The sequence below is a fragment of the Marinomonas spartinae genome (genome assembly GCF_016461715.1).
GTDB lineage: Bacteria > Pseudomonadota > Gammaproteobacteria > Pseudomonadales > Marinomonadaceae > Marinomonas > Marinomonas spartinae_A.
In genome coordinates, this window is sequence record NZ_JAEMUI010000015.1 from 24,841 (window position 1) to 49,186 (window position 24,346).

Genomic DNA, 24,346 nt, shown 5'->3' on the forward strand with positions numbered 1-24,346 from the left:
TGGGAAGTTATTATGTCTGAGCAATCAAACCTATGGATCAGCTACTCAAATCTACATTTCAGATTTTATAAGCGTTAAAAAAGCCTCTTTGGCGGGATGGTGACCTGTTTCCTTGTTCCATATAAAATAATTATGGATGGGGTTCAATGCCGCAAAAGAATACCCTTTTATCCCGCCAATAAGCTTGAACTGTTCAAATACTCCCTTGGGAACTAAGGAGACGCCTGCACCGGAGCTCACGCAGCCAAGAATGGTGCCATAGCTTGCGATGCTTGTTATGGGCACTGAAATACCACTTTCTGATAACCAATTCTCCAAGGCTTTTCGATAGGGACAACCTTCAGGCCACATATAGATGTTTTTACCAACGAGGCTTTCAGGAGACTCAATATTGTTAAAGGCGGAAGAAGCAATCACAACCAGATCCTCCCAATAAATGGCTTCACAATGCAGTGATGGGTGAGCTGTCTTGACCGCAATAATGGCACCGTCCAGTTCATGCTTTACGACCTTGTTCTCCAAATTTTTCCATGTGTCGGTAGAAAATTCGATATTCACCGATGGATACGATAGATGATAAGACGACAATAACTTCGGTAGTCTGCTCGTTGCTGAGGACTCTATTGCACCAATACTAAGTGTCCCTATAGGAGAGGATCCAGCGCCAATGGACCTTTTGGCCTCTTCACAAAGTGAGAGGATTTTATTTGTATATTCTAAGAAAACTTCACCAGAAGGACTAAGAACCAGGCCACGTCCTTTTCTAATAAACAGTGGCTCTCCTAACTCTTCCTCTAAATTCTTAATTCTAGTGGTTATGTTCGAAGGGACACAGTGAAGCTGCTCAGCCGCTCTTGCAATGCTGCCATTATCTGTAATTTTCTTGAACATGCGCAGTTGAGATAATTCCATGACCGATCACTTAAAATGAATTTACCAATCAATATAAGTCACTTTTATTTATCTTTCTAGCCGATTAATTTGGGTATGTATCAAGGCGTCATATAAAGGCGCGGCAAATCATGCAAATTGAGACCGACGAAAGGGACTGACATGAATAAAACGACGCTAGAAAGATCAGCAGATTGTTTGCTTTCTGAACAAACGACCTCTTATGGAATGCTGGAATTTGAGCAGACTTTTCTTGCAAAACGGCCATTAACGAAATAACGCCTCCCTTCAATATACCCCTTGTCACCGTTTTGGCAGGGCGCTCTAGGGTAAGAAAAATATGGTAATGGATCTTTATACATTAGGGTTCTTTTCTTTTTGTGGTGGGCTAATTGATGCCGCTGTCGGTGGTGGCGGATTAGTTTTGATGCCTGCCTTGCTCCATGCGTTACCAGATTACGGGTTAACGACGGTATTTGGCACAAACAAATTTGCCGTATGGGCTGGAACGCTCTCTTCTATATTTCGGTATGCAAAAGGTGTCAAGATCGTATGGAAAATCATGATTCCGACTGCTTTGTCTGCTTTCTTTTTTTCTTACTTAGGCGCCATGTCTGTTTCTTTGATTCCCAAAGAAACGATGCAGGTTGTGGTGTTTATTCTTCTTGTCACAATGGCCATATATACCTTCATAAAAAAGGATCTAGGAAGGGAGCATCAGCACGTAGAAGTCAGTAGCAAAGAGATCGCCAAGGGAATAATCTTTGGAAGTTTGATTGGCTTTTACGATGGGTTATTCGGACCAGGTAGTGGTAGCTTTCTCATTTTCCTATTTGTTCGAGGGTTTGGATTCGATTTCTTAAATGCCTCGGCATCGGCAAAATTAATTAATATGGGAACGTTCACAGCAGCCCTTTTGTTCTTTATCCCGTCAGGCAATGTCCTATGGGATGTGGGCCTCTTCGTCGCTGGTTGCAATATTCTTGGGGCTCTTGTTGGTGTATTTCTGGCAATTAGGTATGGAAGTCGCTTTATCCGCATTGGCTTTTTAATTCTGCTTACTTTCTTGATTGGAAGAATGGGACTGAATATTTTGCTTTAATCGTGGTATACAGAACTCTATATTAGCTGGTAAAGGCTTTAGGGGGGACAACAGAACGAGTAAACATAGCAAGGCAAGGTAAAAATGATTGAGGTGTTATGTGGAAAGTATGAAATTCGAACACAAGAAAGTAGAACCTAGTAACGAAGACTTTCAATTGCTTGTTGCTGAGTTGAACAGGTCGCTTAGTCGGATTACTGGTGATTCAGGTGAAAGCTCGTTTTTACCTGAGGTTTTTGATTCATCGAAAGATGGGTGTATTGTAGTCTATCTAAACAAATTCTCTGTAGCGTGTGGGGTATTTAGACATTATCAAAATGAAGTCTGTGAACTAAAGCGAATGTACTCTAATACATCTGGTGCGGGGTCTTATTTGCTTGAGCAGCTTGAATGTTATGCGGTTGAAAAAGGCTATAAAAAAGCTGTTCTGTCTACACGTAGAGTGAACTTAAAAGCGGTAAACTTCTATCAACGTAACTCTTACTCAGAATCGCGTGCATACGGTAAATATGTTGGCGTAAAACGGTCAATTTGTTTATCAAAGGTGCTAGTTACATAACAATTTATATCTACGTATCACAAAAGTTTGACTATAAATTCGAAGGGCGGTTCGTTGTTTCCTTTTAATTTAATTGTTCGCGTTGCGAAACTTAATTCTCCGCTCATTCTGGGAGAATTAAGTTATGAACCCATTATCTATACTCCTTCACAACTTGTGGCCGAAAACAGATCAGGCTAAATTAATGCCGTGTTTTTTAATCCATCTCCGTTAGCAATTTTCGCCATCCTACAACATTGGCAGGGCCTTTTAGACGAATTATGGTATTGCGAATAAATCGCCCGATAGGCGAGCGGCCTAGACCTGCTAACTTAATAATTTTATTCGACTCTTTAACGGTCCAAGTGACTCTGTCGGCTCTTTTCTGCTGATATTGTTTTAAAGCATCATGCAGTTCATGTTGCTCTAAAAAATCCGCTAAACAGTTGATATCTTCTAAAGACATGCCAGCCCCTTGTTGCAAACTTGGCGGACAACCATGTAAGGCATCACCGACTAACACCACCCGATTAAAAAGCGGCTCTGTGTGTTGCACGGTCTTTAACTGACCAAGCACTATGTGTTGATCCTCATTCAGGCTGTTAACGCATTCAGTAACGGGTGATGCATACTCAGAAAAAACTTCTTGAATGGCTTTATTGCTTGCTAACGAGGCAAACTTGCCGTCTTCATCCATAATTTGGCCGTAACAATAGACTTCATCTTCACTGATGGGGTAAATCATAAAGGCTGATTCATTACCAACATAGTAAGTTGGCTGAATACCTACCACAGGCTTTTTAGCCGTGAATCTCCAGTTGGTGACTTTATGAGTTAGGGGTGCAGAATTGGGTTGCACCATCTGTCTAACTGAAGAATTAATACCATCCGCTGCGACCACCAAATCATAGGTTTTTGTCTCACCAGATTGGAAAGTCACAAGTACTTCGTTGTTATCTTGTTTAATGTCTTCAGGCCATGTGTTTAGTTGCACATCTTCTGCTATGTCCTTTCTCAACAAAGACATAAGGTCATCGCGCTTCAACGCAACAAAAGGGGCTTTATTTAATGGGGCGGTATGCAAAGAAGCGCTCGCCAAGGTTTTGCCTGATGATAAGGCATATTCAATTTGATCAACTTGATAGGCAAGATTGAGAACGGGTTTACTCAGGCCTAGTTTATCCAGTGCCAGCATGGCGTTAGCGGGCAAACATATTGCTGCACCTTCGCTACTGAGTGTTGCTGACTTTTCAATGATATCTATTGTGAAACCTAATGGTTTCAAACGTCGATATAATGCACAGCCTGCCACTCCGGCCCCGACAATTAACACCCGCATTAAATGACTCTCTTGGTTGATTTAAGTTGGCCGTATTTTATAACGAGAGGCGATCAACTATCGATAGTCTCAGTATTATAAAACTAAAAAAGTCATATAAATTATAGTTTTATGCGTTTAGGGAGCGTGATAGAGTTGGCAAAGACCTCGTTTAGGCATGGGGTTTTCAGCCTATATTCGTGGAGGTTTCTTCTGAAGGGAAAAGGGGATGATGTATGAAAGTCAAAGGAAACATTGAGTTTACCATCAAAGAGCACTCAGAAAGTATTGTGATCTCAGAGATGCCTGTCTCCGCAGGTATCAAAAATCCATTCGGTACAGCGCACGCTGGGGCGATACTTTGGTTTGCTGATGTTACTGCTACCGTGTTGGTTATGGGAGGTGTTGAAGCTAAAGAAGGCATGCAGGGCTTTCCTTTGGCGATCAATTTGAATGCCAACCTCGTTTCAAACCAAACAAGCGGCGAATTTGTGGCAAAATCGGAGTTTGTTAAACGTGGCAAAACGGTAAGTATCGTGCGCACAACAGTCACTGGTGCTGGTGACAAATTGATTGCTGATGTGACGACAAGTCATGTTCTTTCCAAGTAAGTGCGCTTGCTGATCTAACAGGGTCTTGAACCACACTTTTGGCTATCCTGATAATGAGACAATGACTGTCAAAAGTGAGGCATTCATCGTATGGGCATAACATCGGCTATGAACAAAGAAGAGCATTTAATTGCAAATGAAATAGAAATACTCCAAGGCGCGTGGCAACAGGTTGCTTTGGAAGCGGATGGCGAAGTCAACCCTCCAGATGAGCACTCGGTTCCTGGAGCGCTTTGCTATTTTTTCGGGACGCAGTTCTCTGTCCGTACGCCCGACGGAACGGTTTTGATTGAAGGGGATTTCGACATCGATCCTTCTGCACATCCGAAGCGTATTACATGGATCGATTCCATAGGACCTGATGTGGGAAAACGACTGCCTGCCATATACGCTATTGAGGGCGATCACTTCGTATTTGTCGCAGCTGATGAAGGGCAGCCATGGCCCACTGAGTTTAAGACGGTTCCAGGTCTGACAATGCGTTCATTTATACGACATCACCCTTAGAACTCAATGTGCTAACGCAGGCCACAGTTGGGAGTGTTAGTTCTTTAAGGAGGAATTATAATGCAATGTACTCGAGAAGGTAGAGGGGATTACCTCGTTTTGGTGCATGGGGCGCTTACTGATTGTTCAATGTGGAACGATCATTTGGAGTATTTAACCTCTGATTTTGAGATAGTATCAATTACTTTACGTTGTTTTGATGAAAGTGATGTCGAAGGTTTTGGTTTAAATACTCACGCCACTGATTTAGCAAAGTTAGTTAATGAACTGTCAAAAGATAAATCTGTAAATATAGTTGGCTGGTCTTATGGGGCGGATGTAGTGTTGAATGCCCTGGTAAAACAAGTCTTGCCTGTATCCAAGGCTTTTCTTTATGAGCCAGGTTATCCTGGGTGTTTGCAGGAGCCACATTTGAGTGCTTGGCAGCTTGATGCTAACAAAATGTTTGGTCCAATTTTTGATCAACTGTCAAATGATAACCTTGAGAAAGCAGTGGAGTCATTGGTTGATGGTTCAGGAAATAAACAAGGGTATTTCCAAAATCAAAGTAAGGCAGTAAAAGCTCTGCAACTTGCGAAAAGTGGTACTTTGAAACATCAGTTAAATCAAAAGGAACAGCCTTTGATAAATACCGACACCATATCAAGAGTCAGTATTCCAATTATTCTTGGTTATGGTGAACAAACTCGCGATCTTTTTAAGTTGGTGACAGTTAGAACTTCAGAGCTATTAATCAATGCTGAACTAAAAGAAATACTTGGTGAAAGCCATATGCTGCCTCAAGAGAAGCCTAAAGAGTTTGCAAAAAATATTAAGAGTGTTCTTTCACCGAGTACAACCGATTAAGAGCGATTGGCAAGTCTCGGTATGCTTGGTTTAGGTAAGAGGCTAATGCTAGCAAAAATATGAATTGACTAGTATAAAAGTCCTAGGAGCGTTTTTAACAAGCTACCATGTTAAAAAGTTGGCAAAGAGGTTAAAGAAGTCGGTTTTTTCATTATTTAGTACCAAAAGCGATAACGTATAACCGAAGAGTCAGGCATGAACTCTGGAGGGCCATATTAAAGGAATAATACTTGCTATCTGCATTTTGATTGGAGGCGTTGCCACATATTTCTATTGTGATGCAATTGATTCTCAGCGGTTGCGTAATGCTCAGTTCCTCGGAGATAGGGATAGTCATTCTGTTGTTATCTATCTACATGGGATGGATCTACCTAATGTGTCAGATCAAGAGCTGGCTAATCGTCAAAAGCTAGATGAAATTGGCCATGTCTTGTCTATTAAATTCTATTTACCTCGATCGGATACTAAATGTCATCAAAATGATAATCAGCTTTGCTGGCCACAGGATAATGTAGATGAGTTGGCAAGGACGCTTTCGACGATAACAAGTAGTGCCAACTTTGAGCGTGGGGATAAGCTTGAGGGGATAATTGGCTTTTCTAATGGTGGCTTTTTTACCAGTAAGCTTATTCAAAATTGCTTGCTTCCTGATGATTTTTGGGTGGTATCTATTGGAAGTGCTGGTGCTTGGGGGGACTCAGAAAAAGATTTATCAAATTGTGGTCGTGTAATTTCCATCATAGGAAAAAATGATCGTTGGCATTATTCTTACATGCTAAATTTTCACCGACATCTTCAATCCGTTGGCGCAAAATCAAAACTAATTGAATTTAATGGTGGGCATGAAATGCCACTAAGCGAGTTAAAAAGAGAGCTTGCTTTATTGCTTACGAAAAATCAGTAAAAAGGTATAGCGAGAGATTATGCCCACCTTACTTTATTTTCGTTTCTAAAACAGGAGGCTTAAGTGTTTATAAAGGAAGCATCTGAGGTATCTGGGGCAACTCAAAGAGCCATACGATTATATGAATCATTAGGCTTACTGAAGGTTCCTCGCTCCGGCAGGTATCGTGTGTATAACGAGTCGAACATCAACTTAATTAAGATCATAAAAGAAGCGCAGAGTATAGGGATCAAACTTTCAGAATTAGTTGCCTTAAAATGTGAAGAAGAGGATTTTCAATGGCAAAGAGTGAGTGAATTTCTTAGTAAAAGACACTCCGATGTTGAAGCTCAGATAAAGGCATTAAACGTTCAGAAGCAACGCATTGAGGAATATAAGAAATCAATTGATGCCTGTCTTCAAGGAGTTGACTCTGACCTATAGGTAAGACCTTACACTATGCTTTTATTCAAGAGGGATGTGATATCCATGAAAAAAGTATTAGTTGTTAATGCAAATCCTAAGTCCAATAGTTTGTGCAAAAACTTAGCTGAGCGTTACGCGCATTCTGCATCGGTAAGGCATCAAGTCAAACGGATTGACATTGGTGAAATGAACTTCGAGATTAGTTTAGAGCAAGGGTATGATAAAACCGTTTTATTAGAGCCAGATTTATTACGATTTCAGGAATTGGTTAAATGGTCTGAACATATTGTGATTGTTAGTCCTGTTTGGTGGGGGACGGTACCTGCAAAGTTCAAAGGTATGATCGATAGAAGCTTTCTGCCCAATTTTGCATTCAAATATATTGAGGGTAAGGCCGTACCAGAAAAGTTACTGAAAGGGCGAACATCTGAGCTGATTGTTACACTTGATACGCCTCCATTTTGGTATAAATACGTCCAAGGGAATGTCATATACAAACACCTAAAGAGCGCTATATTGGAATTTTCAGGCATAAAAAATCGGGCGTCGACTTATTTTGGTCCAGTAATGCATTCTACTAGCGTCAAGCGAGCAGTTTGGTTGGATAAAGTCAGCCGTCTAGCGGAGAAGATATAGTACCGGAGAGGATATAGTACCTGTCTCGGTGGTTGATGTAATAAGAGTACTATTAACGGTACTAGTTCGGAGCTGATCTGACTGTTACCTCACTCACTGTTATCTTTTTATATCTGTATTATTAAAGGCCAGCCTTGTGGGAGTCACTATGTTGTCTTCCCTGAATCATGGCGTTTCAGCCAAGAAACGCCATGTTATTTTTCTTCTTGTCTCATGACAAAATCCTTTTTAGCCACGCCGTAAAAATGTCCCAGATTTAGAGTACAATAAAGCCTTTAACTTGTTTGATTGCTTTTCTCATCTGCTCATTTCTGTGATATTGATGTCTATCGTGCATTTAGACTCAAAGATTTTGAGGGCGTCTGTCACACTTCATTTGTTACGACCAGCCATTACACCGCCGTCAACATCCCACACAGCGCCAGTGACCCAGTCTGCTTTGTCAGAGAATAGGAAAGTAATGGCATTTGCGACATCTTGAGAGGTTCCCACACGGCCAATTGGATGAAAGTCATTGAAGCCTTGAAGCGCTTGGTGAACTTCTTCTTTAGGAATAAAACCTTCATAAATTGGTGTTTGTACCACCGCTGGTGATACCGCGTTGACACGAATATTGTTGGCAGCCAATTCCATTGCTAGGTGTTGAGTCAGAGAATGCAGACCTGCTTTCGCCATGGAATAAGCTGACGATGGTGTCGCGGCAATCGCTTGTTTAGCCCACATAGAGCCTACATTGACGATAACACCTGGACGGTTTCCTGCGATCAGGTTGGCGGCAACTTTTTGTGTAATAAAGAAAAATGCACGGTTAATTTGCATGTATTGATCGTAATCAGATGCGCTATGTTCTAAGAAGGGTTTAGGGAAGAACACACCTGCTGCGTTGAGCAATAAGTCAACGTCTGAATGTTTGTCATCAATGACTTTTAGTAGCGCTTGCGTACCTTCATCTGTGGTCAGGTCGGCGGTCAACGTTTCGACTGCCCCTAGAGAAGACAGCTCAGTGCGTGCTGTTTCTGCCTTGTCTGCGCGGCGGCCTATGATCACAGCTTGACCTCCTTGTTCAAGGGCCATTCGTGCCGTTTCTAAGCCTATTCCGCTTGTTCCACCGATAACCAGTAGTTTTTTACCTGCAAATTGATTGTTCATCGCTTAATCTCTCTTTAGCCGCACAACGCGGGACTTGTTGGTGTTGAGTAGGACGGTTGTGTCGTGTCCTCACTCTTTGCTGTTTACGTTTTTATTCGGCCTTCTGACCGTTATTTCTGATGTATTACTATAAAGAAAAACTTTTCAGAGACTCTTTTAGATAAATACTGTTTACTCACCGATGCTGGCAAAGGGGCATTTATTTATCGGCTTGATGGGTATTCTTCACGGATTTACTTCCATTCACAAACGAGATAATCTGTATTACCGCTAAAGAAAAAGTTTATCGTTATGAAGCTGCCTATACACCTTAATGCGCTCCGGGCCTTCGAAGCCAGTGCCCGGCATCAGAGTTTCTCAGCGGCAGCAGAAGAGCTGCATGTGACCCCCGCTGCCGTGGGACAACTCGTTCGCTCATTGGAAGAATGGCTTGATGCACCTCTTTTTCATCGGATGAACAGTGGGAAAATTCGGTTGATTCCTACAGAAACCGCAGAGCGAGCATTGCCTGACATTCGAGCGGGGTTTGATAAATTAACCATTGGGCTAGAGCGCTTGCAGGAAAGCTCCGTAAGCGGTGTTCTGACGGTGACAGTGAGTCCGGCATTTGCCGCTAAATGGTTATTGCCACGACTGGATCGGTTTCAGGATATATGTTCAGAAACCGATGTTCGTTTGGATACCAACCTAAAGCCCGTCGACTTTGCAGTTCAACGCGTCGATATTGGGGTTCGCTATGGATTGGGGAATTGGTCGGGGTTGAAAGCTGAGAAGCTGATGGACGAAGAGGTGTATCCTGTTTGCTCTCCTAGACTATTGCGTGAACAGCATCGTTTTCATCATCCCAGTGAACTGCTTCGAGAAACCTTGATTCATGATTTGTCTATGGATGCCCACACGGGATTCCCGACTTGGTCGGAGTGGTTAAAAAAAGCGGGAGTGACAGATCATGCGACAGCCCACAATATTCAAATCAATAATTCCGCAGCCGTCCTTCAGTCGGCTATAGATGGGCGAGGAATAGCCCTTGCTCGTAGTGTTATGGTCCGAGATGACCTAGCATCGGGGCATTTGATTCGTTTGTTTCCAGAGATTAAATTCCATTCGCCTTTAGCATATTACGTGGTTTATCGCTCGGAATGTGCTGCGTTACCAAGAATGCTGGCTTTCCGAGAATGGTTATTTAGTGAAGTGAGTCAAGACAAAGAGCAATAAAAACCTTTTATACATGCTTTAAAAATCATCTTACTTGTTGACGTTTATGCTGCCATCGATGGATCCGAATACATAGTTTGCAGTCGTACGCTTTTAATTCATAACGTTTCACTCAGAGCTGATCTGACCGTCACCTCACTGTCATCTTTTTTATATTGATCTGTGTGTTATTAGAGGCTAGCCTCGTGGAGAGTCACTACGACGATGTACTTGGAGTAACAGTGGAACTTAATCAGGTCACTTTACCGGTTAGCAATATGGCAGACGCCGTGCAGTTTTATCTAAAACTGGGCTTTACGCAAATAGTTGATGCCCCTCAATATGCTCGTTTTTCTTGCCCAGATGGGACTTCAACATTTTCTCTTTCTCTTGAAAGCGATACATTTGAAAATCATTCGGTTATCTATTTTGAACATGAAGCCCTTGATGAGCTGTGTGAGGATCTAGCTCAAAAAGGGATTGTCTTTGAACAAGCGCCAACAGAACAACCTTACCTTTGGAAAGAAGCGATCATTAAAGATCCGTCTGGTAATAAAATTAAGTTGTATTGGGCGGGGGAGAACCGTTTAAACCCACCATGGAAAGTGGAAAAACGCGCTTAACAAACCTTGGTGTTAGTTTCTTAGCAACAAAAACAGGAGAAGAAAACAATGAAAATGAATCCGCAAGATTTTGTAGCAATGAAGGGAACAAAGCCTATCCCCATGCTAACTGCTTATACTTGCCCGGTTGCCAGAAGTCTTGAGGAAGCTGGGATTCCAGTGATTCTTGTTGGTGACACCGTGGGGATGGTTGAAATGGGCTTTGATAGCACCCGTGAGGTCACTATAGAACATATGGAATATCACATCGGGGCAGTACGTCGCGGTGCGAAGCAAACCCATATAATAGGAGACCTACCTTATGGCACAGATATTGATCCGGAAACCGCCTTCTCCAACGCTCAGCGGCTTATCCAAGCGGGGGCAGATAGCGTGAAACTGGAAGGCGCTAATATCCAAGTTATCCAGCACTTAGTGAAGCACAATATTCCAGTGGTCGGGCATACGGGGTTGCTCCCCCAAACGGCCAAAAATTTCAAGCAAGTTGGCCAGTCTAGCGAGGAAGCGAAGAAAATCATCAATGAAGCTCAAGCGATTGAGAATGCCGGGGCGTTTATGGTAGTGCTTGAGCATATCCCTTATGCGCTAGCAGGTGATATCACCGAGGCGTTGTCTATTCCTACCATCGGTATCGGTGCGGGCCCTGATACCGATGGACAAGTTTTGGTCATTAACGATGCTCTGGGGCTTGGTGATTATTGGCCGCCATTTTCGAAGCAGTATGCTTATGTGAGCAAAACCGTTTCGAAAGTAGCGAAGGAGTTTGCCGGTGAAGTTGAGTCAATGACGTTTCCGAGCAATATCATTCCGCTCACAGGAACCAACGGACGTTAATAAGCGCATGTTGTTGGAGTAAACCGTGATTCTAGGCCTTAATCATATCACCATCGCAGTGAGTGACTTGGAACGTTCTCTAGGGTTTTATCGAGATACTTTAGGCTTCACTGCTCACGTTAAGTGGGACAAGGGGGCGTACTTGTCGGTAGGTGAACTTTGGTTCTGTCTTTCTTGTGATGAGCCTTGCCCTAAAAGCGATTACACCCATATCGCCTTTGATATCGCTCCGAACGAATTTCAAGCCTTTACAAAACGCATCGTTTCGCAAGGTGTTGACGTCTGGAAAGAAAACAAGAGTGAAGGGCAGTCGTTGTATATTTTAGACCCTGATGGTCACAAATTAGAGTTACATTCAGGCTCACTGAAAAGTAGGCTAGAAGCCCTGACAACAAAGCCATATAGCGGACTTGTTTGGCTGTAAATAGAAAAGCCTTTAAGGTCAATTGCGTTTATTAAAAAAGGCCAAGTGTTGCTAAAAACTAGCAAACACTTGGCCTTTTTGTGTGACGCTTATAACGTTATTTTATTTCTAATTCGAGTTTTGCGCCGCGTTTTAGTAAAAACAGCATAATGCATACTCCCAAGGTTAACCAACATAGGCCTAAGGTAATGGCATCTTCATCAAGGCTAACAAGCAGTTTTAGGATACAAAGAATACCTAATACTGGTGCTGCCACATGAGTAAGGAAAGTGCCCACTGATTTCTCAGATTGTGGCATGCGGAAGTAAGAGACGACTGCACAAAGGTTGACAAACATAAAGGCCAAGAAAGCACCAAAGTTGATAAAGGATGTGGAGGTGGTAACACTGAGTTTCAATGCTAAGAAACCCACAACACCCACTAAAAGAATGCTCACATAAGGGGTTTTAAAGCGCTCGTGTAACCCTCCAAACCAGCTATTTGGCAACACGCCATCACGGCCCATGGCGTAGATTAAGCGTGAGGCACCAGCTTGAGCACTTAGACCTGATGTAAACTGAGCGATTACCAAGGTGGCTACAAAGATAGACGAGAAGACAATACCGCCCACTTGTTTTGCCATATCCGCAGCCGCAGAGTCTGAATTGAAAATAGAAATATCTGGAAAAGCCGTACTCATAATGAAAGACGCCGCAGCGAAGATGACACCGCCAATTACGGTTACCCAAATGATGGCTTTAGGAACGTTTTTCACTGGGTTTTCTGTTTCTTCCGCCATCGTTGAAACCGCATCAAAGCCCAAGAAAGAGTAGCAGGCAATCGCGGCACCAACGAACACCAGGCTAACGTGAGGGTGGGTAGGGGCCGTTGTCGTTGTCACGACAGCTGCATGGCTTGGGTCGGACACCATCATCATAGCCAAAGCACAGAAAGCGATGATGACGGCCAATTGCAGGATCATCAGCACAAGATTGACCTTTTTGGCGACGCCAAAGCCAACAATGTTTAGTCCTGTCGTCAGCACGATAAACGCGACTAACCAGAACCAACCTGGAATGGAGGGCGCGTAAGCTTCTAGATACACACCGCCGATGAGCCAAATTACCATAGGCAAGAAAAGGTAATCCAGCAAGATCACCCAGCCAATCAAAAAGCCGAATTTGGTGCCAAAGGTTTTGCTTACATAACCATAAGATGAACCGGATTCAGGGATTTTCTTCGCCATCACCGCATAGCCAATCGCAGTAAACAGCATAGCAATCATGGCAACGACATAGGACGATGCCACTTGGCCGCCGGATTGTTTGTAAATAACGCCATAGGTACCGAAGACAATCATCGGGGCCATATAGGCCAAACCAAACAGTATTAGGCTGCCGAGCCCAAGTGTTTTTTTCAGTTGTGTGTTCGCTTTCATGATGTTTTCACTCTATTGGTGGTTTATGTATTGATAATCCTTTCGGGATAACTGGACTTGTTCCATGTCCAGTTGCAGGGTTTGAATCGATTCCTCCTCGTTCATTTGAAGCAGCACTTCTCCAAACGGAGACACCACTAAGCTCTCGCCTGCGAATTGGCCGCCGTGACCAGAACCTACACGGTTGCAGGTAGCGACAAAGACTTGATTTTCGATGGCGCGAGCTTGGCTCAAAATAAAATGGGTATTTTCGTATGGGTGCATATTGCTATTAGGCATTAGGATCAGATCGGCGCCTTGTTGTGCAAGCGCTCGGCTGCCTTCAGGAAACTCCAAGTCAAAGCAGATTTGTGCGCCAACGTTGGCATTTAGAATGTGTACCAGTGAAGAGCGATTGCCTTGTGTGAATAAGCCAATATCGTCCAGCCAGAGATGCGCTTTGCGATGTAAAACTTGGTGTTTCCCTTGGTGGATCAAAAACGCACTGTTGTAGAAGGCTGTGCCGTCTTGCTCTATTTGACCTATTAGAATGTGGCTTTGTGTGGTAAGTGTTGCTTGGCAAATACGTTCAAAAGCGTCTTGAGATTGGGTAAATTTATCTTCTAGATTGTCTGCTGTAGGGAAACCCGTAACAGCCAATTCAGGAAAGAGGATAATGTTTGAACGAGTATGGTTTTCGATGATATGAACGATCTTCTCGGCATTTTTTGTAAAATCGTTGTCATCTATTTCAATCTGAGCAAGTGTTATTTTCATCATTATTTTGCCTAGTTGTTGACGCTTTTTTCTATTCTTGGCGAGTTTCATACAGAAAGAAATGAGGGAGAAGTGCAATGGGGTTGGTATTTGTGTGCAAACACGATAGGTATTTATACCTATTGAACAATGTCAAAAGGTAAGGGACACTGATGCCTGTTTTACTTTTGACCATCTAGATGAACCGACGTCGTTTTCTTCAATTAAGCGCTATTTTTCTGGGGAATGCTGCTTTTTCGCGGCAGGCTTTTGCTCAACCCCTTGTTTTGCGTTATTTGTGCTGGGATGGCTATGATTTACCCGCGTTGCTTAATGAGTTTGAGCATTTGAATAAATGTGATGTGTTGAGTGAGGTTATCAATGACAGTCCGGCGGCTTATGTAAAATTAAGCGGTGAGGGCCATTTAGATTACGACGTGACCTCTATTGATAGCCCTTGGTTAGAACGATTAGACCGTGAAGGATCTCTGGCTACAATTTCAGATTCCTTGAGGCAATCACGTTATGAGCAATACTATCCCCAGTTTCGCGAGCAGTTTTTGCCAAAACAAAATCCGCCCAGGAATTGGTTACCCACTCGTTGGGGCTGGATTGGCCCAACGATTAATACCGCCTATGTTAAAGAGGAAGACTACCAGAGCTATGCGCCCTGTTTTGCCCGAAAAAACCGCGGCAAAATTGGTGTCATGGACTGGGGGGATTGGCCGATTTTACCGATAGCGCTTTATTTAGGCATTGACCCTTACCAACCGCTAGATAAGTATGCGTTAGAGACTTTGCGGCAAGCATTTCGGGCTTTATTCAAGAATCAACCTATTTTTGTGCCTGATATTAGTATCGGTCAAAAAGGCATCGTGGATGGTTCGTTAAAAACGATAATAGGAGCAGGTACCTATCTTACTTCTGCGCTAAGACGGGCGGGTTTTAGTCAAATCAAGACTGTCTTACCCGTGCCCCGCAATGGTTTGAAGCAAGGCATTATTTGGACGGAAGGATCCGCCGCGATGAAAGGGAATCCTAACGAGGCGTTGGCAATGAAATTAGTGGAATACACAACCTCAATTCACGCGTCCTATATTCTGTCCTATTTAGGGGCTACCTGTAATTTAACGCCTAATATTGAAGTAGAAAAAATGTATTCCGCGAAACAAAGAGCCAGCTTGCAAGTTGATGATGTGGCGTATGTGTTGAAAAATAGTCTAGTCAATCGAACCTCTCCAGACATTGGCCAAATGCTACAAATTTGGCAATCGGAATTGTTTAAAGCGTCATGATATATTTTATGGCCTTGTTGCTTTCTCTTACGGCTTTTTTCTCCACTTGTGTCAAAGCAGAAGCGCCTAAAATCGTTGATCCAACCGTTATTTCTATGTCTTCTTGGGAGGTTTATCAAGGTAAGGGAAACCCTTCTATGGATAGCTATGGCCGTCCAACGTCGTTATCTCAGTGGCAGAAAATCACAGACTATAAACCGCCATATTTTCATTTTCCTCTACTGACTCAACGCTGGTTTCGTTCCACGTTCTTGGTCGGATGGCATTATAAAAATGCCCAATTAGCCTTGTCATTAGGTCCTTTGTTTGCCGATGCGCAAGTGTATGTGAATGGCGTGAAGCTCACTCAATTAGAGGAAAACCGTGCCGCACGTTTTTATCGACATTCACAAACGCGGATTTATCTTCTACCACGCCATAAACTGTGGTTTAGTTTTCTCGATTTTCGCAGAGAGAACCAAATTTTGGTTCATCTTATCGGTAACAAAGAGCCCCTAACACTTAATCCTAAACAGGTTCAAGTTGGCAATTATGAAACCCTTGCGTTAAAAGCCAAAGACTCGGATACCTTGATCAAAATAGCCCAAGGTAGCATGGTTGCTCTGTTACTTTCCTTTTGTCTATTCTCGATTTTTATGCGGGCGGTGGGGTTTAAAGAGCGGGATAACTCCCTGTTTGGTGCTTACGTTGTGTGTGTTGCTGGTGGGATTTTAAGTGACTCTTTGCTGCTTCCAGACACACTGGGTTATGGTTCTGCTCATTCGCCGTTTCCTGCTCTATTTTCGACCTTTGCCGTTTTTGTTTTGGTCGTTCTCTTATCCCCAAGGCAGCGAGTAGCGCGTTTAACCGGCTTGCTGTTTTTGATCAATCTATTTGTATTATTGTGCCTATTTTTAGAACCCTACAATGGGACTTTCTATCAAGGGTTACTGGTGTGTAACCAGGTATTAAGTGCGGCCATTTTGCTTCATGCACTATTTAGACACGCTTTTTTCAAGCGAACAGAAAGTAAATCCCCGTTTTCTGGCCGTCTTTTGTTGATATTGACGTCTTTAGGGTGGCTAGCCCAGTTTTTCTGGGCCTTTAACTATAGTCCAGCTCAGCCTTTGAATATCACATTATTTATTGCTGCTATTATATTATTACTTAATGTAGCGCAGCGCTTTAGAGCGATGGCGAGTTCCTTATTAACCTTATCTAACCGTTTGGTATCGATCCGTGAGATTGAGCGCGAAAGGCTAACACGGGACATTCATGATGGGGTTGGCCAAGGGCTGTCTACACTTAAGCTGTTAATCAACCTCAATGCGTCTAAGCTAGAGTCCAATTTGGGGGAGATGCTTAAGTCTGAAGTCGCCAATACCTCGAATACATTGAAATCCGTCATTCGTAATCTAAAACCTATAGAGGTTATGTCAGGTTCACCGACGCAAGCCATTATCAGTTTGGCACAGCATAACTGCAGTTTGGCTGGCATAACTCTCAAAATATTTTCGAAAGATGAAGTTACTTTGAGTCAAGAGGGCGCTTATCAGGTGTATCGTATTGGACAAGAAGCCTTGAATAATGCGATTAAACACAGCAGTGCACAAGAAATTACCTTATCGTTTCGCGTAACAGGCAATATCTATCGAGTGCAGATAACGGATGATGGTAAAGGTATGGAAGAGGAGACCGCGGAAGACAGTTATGGTATGAACTCGATGAACGAGCGAAGTATGATTCTTGGGGCAAGTTTAAGTGTTGATAGCCAAGGTTCCAATGGAACCACTATATTGTTAGAGGTGCCAATTCATGATTAATGCGGTTGTGGTAGATGATCATGTGATGTTTCAGCAGGGCGTTAAAGCCTTGTTGGAAGAGTCTCAGCAAATTAGTGTGGTCGATACGGCTACCAATGTCATTGACGCTGAGCGAATCATCATGGGGAAAAAACCTGATGTTTGTGTGTTGGATATTTCCTTAACACAGGGAAATGGTTTGGAGCTTGCCGAGCGCTTACGTTCTCGTGGTTATCAAGGTGCCATCGTTATGCTGACCATGCATACTGAGCTGAGTATTTTTAAGCGCGCCTCGTCTATCGCTAAGATTGACGGTTATGTGCTTAAGCTGGATGCCTCAGAAGATCTGGTAAAGGCCATCATGGGGGCTATGAGCGGAAAGCGTTTTGTCAGCCCAGCGATTGCTCAAGAAATGGCCTGGCAGGATGGTCAAAATAATCTAGATGAAAGCCCGCTTAGCACGCGTGAAATCGAAGTGCTTACCTTGGTCGCTGAAGGACACGGCAGTGAAGCCATCGCGTCACGATTAAAACTAAGTAAGCGTACGGTGGATAATCATAGGGCGAATATTCGTAAAAAACTGGGTTTAACCAACTCAGCGGAATTAACGCGTTATGCCATTGAGCAGGGGTTACTGCTTAACCTAAATGCCCGCTAAGCTAAAGATATAAACATCAACGTTTTAAGGCGTATTGAGGCTATTTAACATTATTCTTGCCGATAGGGGGGAAAGACCTTTGCTTGGCGTCGCTCGTGACATCGTGCAAAGGTCTCTGGTTAATCAAATCCTGTCTATTGTGGTCAGTGTTTATTTGCAGGCAATAGAGACGAGAATGCGCCGTTCTCCTTCGAATGGTTGACGAGCATGCAGTACAGTATGATTATTCACCCAGAGTACATCCCCCGCTTGCCATTTGAAGTTAACGCAGCTTTCGTCCATTTCGGTCATCAGTTGTTGTAAAACAGCTTCGTCCATGACATCGCCGTTGGCGGTGGACACCGCCTTTTTACCTTCGTTTCGGGCATCATTCCAACCGGTATAAACCGCGACGATGGAGTTAAAGAAGACTTTTTGTTGTGTTTCTTCATCAAAACGAATGGCTTTTAAGATCGCTGTTTCTGTTTTCAAGTTACCGTTTTCAAGCCATTCCCAGCTCATGCCAGCTTCGCGCATTTTTTCTTCGGCTTGCTCTCGGGTTTCTACGTTGAAGGTTTCTTTCCACGAGCGACCAATTGCAGAATTGTTATCCGTTTGTTCAGGCATAACACGAATATAGCGTACGCCTTGCTCTTCAATTTTTTGCGCGAAATCTTCATCGATTTCGAAAAACTTCTGACAGATCTCACCTGAATGAAGTAGGGAGGTCGCCCCGCCTTTGTTAGCGGGTGTTTCACAATAAAAGAAAATATAACCCGGTGGAGTGGGGACTTGTGCCATCTCATGATGAAAGGGAATGGTTTCAGAAGCGGGCGATTCATTGGCGGTGACAATACGCGACGCCGTTACTTTTTCTCGTGGGGCAGCGCCACCCACATAGGGCATATTTTCATAGTCCGTCTGGTTGAGCATTTCTTCAAAAGATTGTGACGAGTCAACAGGAAAGCCTCTAAACAGGATAGCGCCGTGCTTAATGAGTAAATCATGAAGTTCCGCTTTATTCTCAGACACCCAGTCTAGAAAGCTTGGTTCATCCTTTTGGACATCATGATTAGGCGGTGTGACAAGCAATGGAAAGTCGAGACCGTTTACCTGCTTTTGTTCTGCCAGTTTGGAAATTATCACACTCATAGCTACTCCCGAAAATTTTATTATTATTGGATCTGATACACCATAGATAGTGAATCAATGGTGAATCAATTTGTCTGTTCACTTTAATCTTCTGTTTTTAAAAAGTAAATCAATAGTGAATGAATTTTTCTTATCGTGACAAGTTTATCCAGCTTACCTATTGATTTAAAAGCTTTTTAAGAAAAGTGAAAACCATCATCCGTTAGGTTAACTGATTGGCCTGTTTGGGCGGAATGCTGGGCGGCTAAACCGATGACCACCGCTCGAAGTCCATCTTCAATGGAGACATCGACGGCTGCTCCTTCGGTAATCGCTTTGAAAAATCCCAGATGCTGATAAAACGTTGAACCATTATGGTCGCCAGCGGCAAGTAACCTATCATCCACTGGAATATCTTTTTCAATGGGGCCTTTGGGGGAGCGTGGACTCAACACGACTTTTGGTACCGGAGCGGGGCCCAGTGTTTCGCTTGGCCAAAAACGCCCAGGGCCTGGAACAAAGCACTCCAATTTGGCTTTTGGACCAATGGCGCAGATTTCTTCTTGGTAGCGAGAGCCTTCAGCAAACATATTGAGATCTAAAGAAGCCCGTTGACCGCTTGCAAAATCGACGATAACAAAGGCGTTGTCTATAATATCGGGCGTCATACCGTCGTAGCGCTCGTCGAGGTGGTTGCAATCTTGCCCGGTAGAAGCATAGATACGTTTGGCTTCTGATCCTGTCAGCAAGCGCATTAAATCAAAAAAGTGGCAGCATTTTTCAACTAATGTGCCTCCCGTTTTTTCGTTAAAACGGTTCCAATCGTTTACTTTTTCTAGGAAGGGAAAGCGATGCTCACGGATGTTGAGCATTTTCATCTCACCAATATCGCCATCCTGTATTTGCTGGCGGAACAGACTGACAGGGGGCATGTAGCGATATTCCATGGCAACCCAAATAGGGGCAGGGTGTTTGGCGGCAGCGGCACGGATGTTGGCGACTTGTTCCAAGCTTGTTACCACGGGTTTTTCCACTAAGATGGGTAACGCTGTTTTACTAAACAATTCCAATAACTGGTTAGCATGCTGGTAGTTTGGTGTGGCAATGACAATGGCTTCTAACCCCAGATCAGCATTTAGCATATCATCCAGTGTTTGGAAGTAGTGGGCGTCCGGCACTAACTCAGCACAACGACGTTGCATGGTTGGGTCCGGTTCGGTGATGGCGATGACGTCTGCGCCATCAATAAGAGCAAGGTTGCGTAAATGTTCTTGGCCCATCATTCCGCAGCCGAGCATGCCGTATCTTACAGATTTACTCATGTTTAACCTCTTATTTTTATTTGTGAGCGGTGGTTAGAAATGACTAGTGCCATCGTGCTATGTATCTGGCTTTTTCAGGGTGATACCAAGTGAATGAAAACTCTTCAATATTGCCTTCGTTGGACCAGCTTCTACGTTGCACTCTTGGCAACACAGTCTCTGGGGCGAGTCCCAGTCCTTGCGTTACCCATTCAGATGGGCAGATGCAATCAATCTCGTCTTCTACTCGACTAATCCAAAAGGAAAAATTTTCGCGATAATGGAGATATAAGGATTCGTGTAGATCGGATGCTTGTAGGGATTTGGCATGGGCGTGACGGAACCAAATTTGTTCCATGGCGACCAATTGACGGTTTAAATAGCGCTCACGTTTGATACACCAAAGTTGATGGGGCTCGTCTTCTTTTAGGGCCAGTTGCTTGGACACGTAGTCGTTGTCATCAACAGAAACACTCAGGGTACTTGCCGTCGGAATGCCGCCACCTTCATGTAATTCAAGGTGGAAGAACTGGTAAATAGCTTGTCCATCGGGGGCGCGTTTTACATAGTTTCCTGACCCTTGACGACGTTCAAGCAAGCCATCTTCTTCCAATTTTGCTAGAGACTTTCTCAAGGTGCCAACGGCGACACCGAGTTTTGTGGCAAGCTCCGCTTCAATTGGCAGTTTGTCACCTGGAAGCCAATGGCCTGCCGCAATTTCTCGGTGTAAGAGCTCACTGATTTGAATGTATATCGGTAATTGTTTTGCTGTGTTGTTGTTTTTCACTTACTCACCCAATTTACTGAAAATAGTCATATTTATTTTATAAGTCAGCATGCTCTGTGTAAGTTGAAATGTCCGATACTCCTCGGACAGAACTTTAACTTCATCACTAGTAAAGTGTTTTTACAATAAATTCATTCACTATTGATTTACATCAAGAGCATACACTGATAGGGTAAATATACAACCAATTCTGTCGCCTTCTGAAGCTGAGAGCGATCTAGATAGGGCAATAATAAAAATAAATGAGCCAGAGTTGCTTAGGGCGAATCTGGCTATTAAGTGTGTTATTCGGGAGTAACAATTCATGGAAAAGTTGCAAATTGGTCGGTCTGATCTGCAGTTTAGTCGTTTGGTATACGGTGTATGGCGCTTAGCCGATGCGGTGGATACATCTCATGTTCATATCCGAGAGAAAGTGGATGCTTGTCTTGATCAAGGCATAACAACGTTCGATCATGCTGATATTTATGGCGATTATGAGTGTGAGCGGCTGTTTGGGCAGATATTAGAAAAAGATTCCTCGCTACGTTCCCGAATGGAACTCATTTCCAAGTGTGATATTGCGCTTTTGTCAGACAAATTCCCTGGTCGTCGCGTCAAATACTACGATACCAGCGCTCACTATATTGAAAAGAGCGTTGAGCAAAGCTTAAAAAACCTTCATACCGATTATTTAGATCTCCTACTGATCCATCGACCTGATCCTTTCATGAATGCCGCTGAAACAGGCCATGCTCTTGATGCTCTTATTGATAGCGGTAAGGTTCGCGCGGTTGGGGTGTCAAATTTTTCCGTTTGGGATTGGCGATTATTGCAAGCCAACATGACGCATTCCCTTGTGGCAAACCAAGTGGAAATGAGTTTGTTGCATCGTGATGAGTTTACCAATGGCAACCTTTCCGCCATGCAAATTGACGGTATGACACCGATGGCTTGGTCACCTCTTGCTGGTGGTGGGCTGTTTAGTTCGTCACCAGAAACACAACGTTTAGCCCCCATTTTTGAGCGTATGGCTGACATACAAGATTGCACAGTGGATCAAATCGCACTCGCTTGGTTGTTAGCACACCCAGCTTGCATTGTTCCTGTGGTCGGAACGAACAATTTGGATCGCATCAAAGCCTTATCCCATGTCTCAAATATAGACATAGATCGTGAAACTTGGTTTGAGTTATGGACGGCCGCTGCGGGTCAGGAAGTGCCTTAATCACAATAAAAACAGCCCTTAAAAGGGGAGCGCACGATGATAGTGATAAAAATATTGGTGACCGTTTTAGCTCGCATCAATGAGTGGATCAGCTGTATTGGCAGACAAATCGCTTGGGTTTTGGTCAGCGCGATGTTTGGCATAATCTTGCTTCAGGTGTTTTGTCGTTACGTTTTAAATAACGCTCTGCCTTGGCCTGAAGAGGCGGCCCGTGCTTTGATGATCTGGATGATGGCGATGGTAGCGGGAGAGGCTTATCGAAGAGGTTCCTTTGTCGCCATTGATATGTTTGTGCATGCCTTGCCAGAAAAAGCATCCAGCCTACTTAAACTCTTTTTGTTTGTTGTATCCGGTATTGTGCTGTTAAAGCTCAGCTTTTTAGGCGTGGATTTTTTTGAGCGGGGTTTTAGGGTGAGAGCGGCTTCAATGCCTATTGCTCGTGCGTGGATTTATCTGGCCATGCCGATTTGTTTTGCGACCATGCTGCTCGCCAACATTGAACTTTGTCTAAGGGAGCTTGGATGTTTAATGGGTTATAAAAAAGACTTTGAACTGCATTTTTTATCCTCAGAAAACGTTAGTGCAGAATAGTTTAAATACAGAGCGTTACTTAAAAAGAGACCTTTGCACGATGTCACGAGCGACGCCAAGACGCGGTAAAAACAGACGAGAAAGCGATAAATGAGCATTTTGAGTCTGTTTTTAACAAAGTATTGGCAAGCGCAGTAGTCATGTAAACGTCTCAAAAAAAATAAAAAAGAGAGAGTCAGTATGCTAGCCCTGTTTTTACCTTTATTTTTAGTACTATTGTTAATCGGCATGCCTGTTTTTTTTGCCATGCTGGTAGCTCCCGGTTTTATGTTGTTTTCTACTGGAATGGAGCGAGATATCTCTCTGCTGTTCCGCAATATTTATAATGGTATTGATTCTTTTCCTTTAATGGCGATTCCCTTTTTTATGCTCGCAGGCGAGATCATGAATCGAGGGGGAATCACTTATAATCTTGTGCAATTTTCTCAATCATTTATTGGGCATGTCCGTGGTGGTTTGGCCCATGTCAATATTCTGTCGAGTATGTTGTTTGCTGGCTTGTCCGGTTCAGCAGTGGCCGATACGTCAGCCATTGGTTCCATGATGATCCCCGCCATGCAGAAGAATGGCTATTCTCGTAAGTTTGCTGCGGCCATCACTGCGGCTTCCTCCGTCATTGGGCCCATTATTCCGCCCTCTGGCATCATGATTATTTACGCTTATACCATGCAGGTGTCTGTCGCATCGTTATTTGCCGCCGGTATTGTGCCAGGGATCTTGATCGGCCTTTCTTTGATGCTTATGGTGGCCTTAATGGCGAAAAAGTACAATTTTCCAGCCGCTGGTGCGAAAGCCAGTTGGCCTGAGCGTGCAACGGCAACACGTAAGGCTATTTTTCCGCTTCTGGCACCGGTCATTATTTTAGGTGGGATTATTGGTGGTTTATTTACCCCGACGGAAGCGTCCGCCATTGCAACTGCCTATGCGCTGATTATCAGTGTTTGGGTGATGAAAACGGTCAAGCTAAAGGATTTACCTGCAATTTTTGTCAAAGGGGCTCAGTCATCGGCAGTGGTTTTATTACTGGTTGGCGCGGCGATTGCCTTTAAAACCGTGGTCAGCTTGTCGCATAGTGCAGAAATTTTAGCCAACTGGGTGTTGTCTTTGAGTAGCAACCCGCTCGTTCTGTTATTTCTGATCAACGTGTTGTTGTTTATTGTCGGCATGTTTTTAGACGCAGGGCCGGCCATTATTATTTTAGGGCCGATTCTCGCTCCGATCTTTATCCACCTTGGCGTCGATCCCATCCATTTTGCCATTATCATGAGCGTTAACTTGACCGTTGGCTTAGCAACCCCGCCAATGGGCTTGGTGTTATTTGTCGCTTCCAGTGTCTCAGGTGAGCGAGTGGAAACCATTTCACGGGCAATTTTGCCGTTTTTGGCGGTTGAAATCGCCATTATATTCTTAATAACGTTTTTCCCTTCCATATCCATGACCGTGCCAAGACTACTTGGTTTGGTCGCTGGATAGTGCTATCAA

The 24,346-nt window shown here is 43.6% G+C and carries 26 protein-coding genes; 18 read left to right on the forward strand and 8 right to left on the reverse strand.

Annotated features, from left to right (window positions below; translation table 11 throughout):
* Window positions 1–51: 51 nt before the first annotated feature.
* Window positions 52–912, reverse strand: a complete 861-nt coding sequence (locus JHD45_RS14205) for a LysR family transcriptional regulator (protein ID WP_199477172.1) — start codon at window positions 910–912, stop codon at window positions 52–54.
* 325 nt (window positions 913–1,237) lie between these two features.
* Here JHD45_RS14205 and JHD45_RS14210 point away from each other — a divergent pair, with 325 nt between their 5' ends.
* Window positions 1,238–1,993 (forward strand): sulfite exporter TauE/SafE family protein, encoded by a 756-nt coding sequence (locus JHD45_RS14210; protein ID WP_233407841.1) that lies wholly within the window; start codon window positions 1,238–1,240, stop codon window positions 1,991–1,993.
* A 109-nt stretch (window positions 1,994–2,102) separates the two neighbouring features.
* The gene (locus tag JHD45_RS14215) at window positions 2,103–2,552 is read left to right on the forward strand and encodes a GNAT family N-acetyltransferase (RefSeq protein ID WP_199477174.1); all 450 of its coding nucleotides are present in this window, start codon (window positions 2,103–2,105) and stop codon (window positions 2,550–2,552) included.
* 196 nt (window positions 2,553–2,748) lie between these two features.
* On the opposite strand, the gene JHD45_RS14220 is transcribed toward JHD45_RS14215, so the two are convergent.
* Complete coding sequence (locus tag JHD45_RS14220) at window positions 2,749–3,870, reverse strand: FAD-dependent monooxygenase (RefSeq protein WP_199477175.1); 1,122 nt, start codon at window positions 3,868–3,870, stop codon at window positions 2,749–2,751.
* Between the two features lie 215 nt (window positions 3,871–4,085).
* Between JHD45_RS14220 and JHD45_RS14225 the strand changes: the two genes are divergently transcribed.
* The 6 genes from JHD45_RS14225 to JHD45_RS14250 all read left to right on the forward strand — a co-directional run bounded on the left by JHD45_RS14225 (window position 4,086) and on the right by JHD45_RS14250 (window position 7,758).
* Window positions 4,086–4,460 (forward strand): PaaI family thioesterase, encoded by a 375-nt coding sequence (locus JHD45_RS14225; RefSeq protein ID WP_199477176.1) that lies wholly within the window; start codon window positions 4,086–4,088, stop codon window positions 4,458–4,460.
* Window positions 4,461–4,550: 90 nt separating this feature from the next.
* The gene (locus JHD45_RS14230) at window positions 4,551–4,967 is read left to right on the forward strand and encodes a TIGR03067 domain-containing protein (RefSeq protein WP_199477177.1); all 417 of its coding nucleotides are present in this window, start codon (window positions 4,551–4,553) and stop codon (window positions 4,965–4,967) included.
* A 60-nt stretch (window positions 4,968–5,027) separates the two neighbouring features.
* Window positions 5,028–5,813 (forward strand): alpha/beta fold hydrolase, encoded by a 786-nt coding sequence (locus tag JHD45_RS14235; protein ID WP_199477178.1) that lies wholly within the window; start codon window positions 5,028–5,030, stop codon window positions 5,811–5,813.
* Between the two features lie 376 nt (window positions 5,814–6,189).
* Window positions 6,190–6,717 carry a hypothetical protein gene (locus JHD45_RS14240; protein WP_199477179.1) on the forward strand — a complete coding sequence of 176 codons (528 nt, stop codon included), beginning with the start codon at window positions 6,190–6,192 and terminating at the stop codon, window positions 6,715–6,717.
* A 63-nt stretch (window positions 6,718–6,780) separates the two neighbouring features.
* A complete protein-coding gene (locus tag JHD45_RS14245) occupies window positions 6,781–7,140 on the forward strand; it encodes a MerR family transcriptional regulator (RefSeq protein WP_199477180.1) in 360 nt (119 codons plus the stop codon).
* Window positions 7,141–7,185: 45 nt separating this feature from the next.
* Window positions 7,186–7,758, forward strand: a complete 573-nt coding sequence (locus JHD45_RS14250; RefSeq protein ID WP_199477181.1) for an NAD(P)H-dependent oxidoreductase — start codon at window positions 7,186–7,188, stop codon at window positions 7,756–7,758.
* 372 nt (window positions 7,759–8,130) lie between these two features.
* Here the strand turns inward: JHD45_RS14250 and JHD45_RS14255 are convergent, their stop codons facing one another.
* Window positions 8,131–8,907 carry an SDR family NAD(P)-dependent oxidoreductase gene (locus JHD45_RS14255; protein ID WP_199477182.1) on the reverse strand — a complete coding sequence of 259 codons (777 nt, stop codon included), beginning with the start codon at window positions 8,905–8,907 and terminating at the stop codon, window positions 8,131–8,133.
* A gap of 291 nt (window positions 8,908–9,198) precedes the next feature.
* On the opposite strand from JHD45_RS14255, the gene gcvA reads away from it, so the two are divergent.
* From gcvA to fos, 4 genes are all read left to right on the forward strand, one after another.
* Window positions 9,199–10,122 carry a transcriptional regulator GcvA gene (gcvA, locus tag JHD45_RS14260; protein ID WP_199477183.1) on the forward strand — a complete coding sequence of 308 codons (924 nt, stop codon included), beginning with the start codon at window positions 9,199–9,201 and terminating at the stop codon, window positions 10,120–10,122.
* A 221-nt stretch (window positions 10,123–10,343) separates the two neighbouring features.
* A complete protein-coding gene (locus JHD45_RS14265) occupies window positions 10,344–10,724 on the forward strand; it encodes a VOC family protein (RefSeq protein WP_199477272.1) in 381 nt (126 codons plus the stop codon).
* 48 nt (window positions 10,725–10,772) lie between these two features.
* Complete coding sequence (panB, locus tag JHD45_RS14270) at window positions 10,773–11,558, forward strand: 3-methyl-2-oxobutanoate hydroxymethyltransferase (RefSeq protein ID WP_199477184.1); 786 nt, start codon at window positions 10,773–10,775, stop codon at window positions 11,556–11,558.
* Window positions 11,559–11,583: 25 nt separating this feature from the next.
* Window positions 11,584–11,982: a FosG/FosC2-related fosfomycin resistance glutathione transferase gene (gene fos, locus JHD45_RS14275; protein WP_199477185.1), complete on the forward strand. Its 399-nt coding sequence runs from the start codon at window positions 11,584–11,586 to the stop codon at window positions 11,980–11,982.
* A 97-nt stretch (window positions 11,983–12,079) separates the two neighbouring features.
* Here fos and JHD45_RS14280 read toward each other — a convergent pair whose 3' ends face one another.
* Entirely contained in the window at window positions 12,080–13,399 is a 1,320-nt protein-coding gene (locus JHD45_RS14280; protein ID WP_199477186.1) for an APC family permease, read from the reverse strand.
* A 12-nt stretch (window positions 13,400–13,411) separates the two neighbouring features.
* Window positions 13,412–14,158, reverse strand: a complete 747-nt coding sequence (locus JHD45_RS14285) for a carbon-nitrogen hydrolase family protein (RefSeq protein WP_199477187.1) — start codon at window positions 14,156–14,158, stop codon at window positions 13,412–13,414.
* Between the two features lie 176 nt (window positions 14,159–14,334).
* Here JHD45_RS14285 and JHD45_RS14290 point away from each other — a divergent pair, with 176 nt between their 5' ends.
* From JHD45_RS14290 to JHD45_RS14300, 3 genes are read left to right on the forward strand one after another with little or no spacing between them, the layout of a single operon-like run.
* Window positions 14,335–15,429: an ABC transporter substrate-binding protein gene (locus tag JHD45_RS14290; protein WP_199477188.1), complete on the forward strand. Its 1,095-nt coding sequence runs from the start codon at window positions 14,335–14,337 to the stop codon at window positions 15,427–15,429.
* An 8-nt stretch (window positions 15,430–15,437) separates the two neighbouring features.
* Entirely contained in the window at window positions 15,438–17,231 is a 1,794-nt protein-coding gene (locus tag JHD45_RS14295) for a sensor histidine kinase (RefSeq protein ID WP_199477189.1), read from the forward strand.
* Window positions 17,224–17,868: a response regulator transcription factor gene (locus JHD45_RS14300; protein WP_199477190.1), complete on the forward strand. Its 645-nt coding sequence runs from the start codon at window positions 17,224–17,226 to the stop codon at window positions 17,866–17,868. Before JHD45_RS14295 ends, JHD45_RS14300 begins: the two co-directional genes overlap by 8 nt.
* Window positions 17,869–18,018: 150 nt before the next feature.
* Here the strand turns inward: JHD45_RS14300 and JHD45_RS14305 are convergent, their stop codons facing one another.
* From JHD45_RS14305 to JHD45_RS14315, 3 genes are all read right to left on the reverse strand, one after another.
* Entirely contained in the window at window positions 18,019–18,999 is a 981-nt protein-coding gene (locus tag JHD45_RS14305; protein ID WP_199477191.1) for a TauD/TfdA family dioxygenase, read from the reverse strand.
* Between the two features lie 176 nt (window positions 19,000–19,175).
* Window positions 19,176–20,300, reverse strand: coding sequence for a Gfo/Idh/MocA family protein (locus tag JHD45_RS14310; RefSeq protein WP_199477192.1), 1,125 nt, complete (start codon window positions 20,298–20,300; stop codon window positions 19,176–19,178).
* A gap of 43 nt (window positions 20,301–20,343) precedes the next feature.
* Window positions 20,344–21,066, reverse strand: coding sequence for a GntR family transcriptional regulator (locus JHD45_RS14315; protein WP_199477193.1), 723 nt, complete (start codon window positions 21,064–21,066; stop codon window positions 20,344–20,346).
* A 304-nt stretch (window positions 21,067–21,370) separates the two neighbouring features.
* Here JHD45_RS14315 and JHD45_RS14320 point away from each other — a divergent pair, with 304 nt between their 5' ends.
* From JHD45_RS14320 to JHD45_RS14330, 3 genes are all read left to right on the forward strand, one after another.
* Window positions 21,371–22,273, forward strand: coding sequence for an aldo/keto reductase (locus JHD45_RS14320; RefSeq protein WP_199477194.1), 903 nt, complete (start codon window positions 21,371–21,373; stop codon window positions 22,271–22,273).
* A gap of 36 nt (window positions 22,274–22,309) precedes the next feature.
* A complete protein-coding gene (locus JHD45_RS14325; RefSeq protein WP_199477195.1) occupies window positions 22,310–22,864 on the forward strand; it encodes a TRAP transporter small permease in 555 nt (184 codons plus the stop codon).
* Window positions 22,865–23,044: 180 nt separating this feature from the next.
* A complete protein-coding gene (locus JHD45_RS14330; protein WP_199477196.1) occupies window positions 23,045–24,337 on the forward strand; it encodes a TRAP transporter large permease in 1,293 nt (430 codons plus the stop codon).
* The last annotated feature ends 9 nt before the right edge of the window (window positions 24,338–24,346 follow it).

Coding starts and splice junctions, on each gene's coding strand:
- JHD45_RS14205 (WP_199477172.1), bottom strand. CDS start 912: ATGGAATTATCTCAACTGCGCATGTTCAAGAAAATTACAGATAATGGC.
- JHD45_RS14210 (WP_233407841.1), top strand. CDS start 1,238: ATGGATCTTTATACATTAGGGTTCTTTTCTTTTTGTGGTGGGCTAATT.
- JHD45_RS14215 (WP_199477174.1), top strand. CDS start 2,103: ATGAAATTCGAACACAAGAAAGTAGAACCTAGTAACGAAGACTTTCAA.
- JHD45_RS14220 (WP_199477175.1), bottom strand. CDS start 3,870: ATGCGGGTGTTAATTGTCGGGGCCGGAGTGGCAGGCTGTGCATTATAT.
- JHD45_RS14225 (WP_199477176.1), top strand. CDS start 4,086: ATGAAAGTCAAAGGAAACATTGAGTTTACCATCAAAGAGCACTCAGAA.
- JHD45_RS14230 (WP_199477177.1), top strand. CDS start 4,551: ATGGGCATAACATCGGCTATGAACAAAGAAGAGCATTTAATTGCAAAT.
- JHD45_RS14235 (WP_199477178.1), top strand. CDS start 5,028: ATGCAATGTACTCGAGAAGGTAGAGGGGATTACCTCGTTTTGGTGCAT.
- JHD45_RS14250 (WP_199477181.1), top strand. CDS start 7,186: ATGAAAAAAGTATTAGTTGTTAATGCAAATCCTAAGTCCAATAGTTTG.
- JHD45_RS14255 (WP_199477182.1), bottom strand. CDS start 8,907: ATGAACAATCAATTTGCAGGTAAAAAACTACTGGTTATCGGTGGAACA.
- gcvA (WP_199477183.1), top strand. CDS start 9,199: ATGAAGCTGCCTATACACCTTAATGCGCTCCGGGCCTTCGAAGCCAGT.
- panB (WP_199477184.1), top strand. CDS start 10,773: ATGAAAATGAATCCGCAAGATTTTGTAGCAATGAAGGGAACAAAGCCT.
- JHD45_RS14280 (WP_199477186.1), bottom strand. CDS start 13,399: ATGAAAGCGAACACACAACTGAAAAAAACACTTGGGCTCGGCAGCCTA.
- JHD45_RS14285 (WP_199477187.1), bottom strand. CDS start 14,158: ATGATGAAAATAACACTTGCTCAGATTGAAATAGATGACAACGATTTT.
- JHD45_RS14290 (WP_199477188.1), top strand. CDS start 14,335: ATGAACCGACGTCGTTTTCTTCAATTAAGCGCTATTTTTCTGGGGAAT.
- JHD45_RS14295 (WP_199477189.1), top strand. CDS start 15,438: ATGGCCTTGTTGCTTTCTCTTACGGCTTTTTTCTCCACTTGTGTCAAA.
- JHD45_RS14300 (WP_199477190.1), top strand. CDS start 17,224: ATGATTAATGCGGTTGTGGTAGATGATCATGTGATGTTTCAGCAGGGC.
- JHD45_RS14305 (WP_199477191.1), bottom strand. CDS start 18,999: ATGAGTGTGATAATTTCCAAACTGGCAGAACAAAAGCAGGTAAACGGT.
- JHD45_RS14310 (WP_199477192.1), bottom strand. CDS start 20,300: ATGAGTAAATCTGTAAGATACGGCATGCTCGGCTGCGGAATGATGGGC.
- JHD45_RS14320 (WP_199477194.1), top strand. CDS start 21,371: ATGGAAAAGTTGCAAATTGGTCGGTCTGATCTGCAGTTTAGTCGTTTG.
- JHD45_RS14325 (WP_199477195.1), top strand. CDS start 22,310: ATGATAGTGATAAAAATATTGGTGACCGTTTTAGCTCGCATCAATGAG.
- JHD45_RS14330 (WP_199477196.1), top strand. CDS start 23,045: ATGCTAGCCCTGTTTTTACCTTTATTTTTAGTACTATTGTTAATCGGC.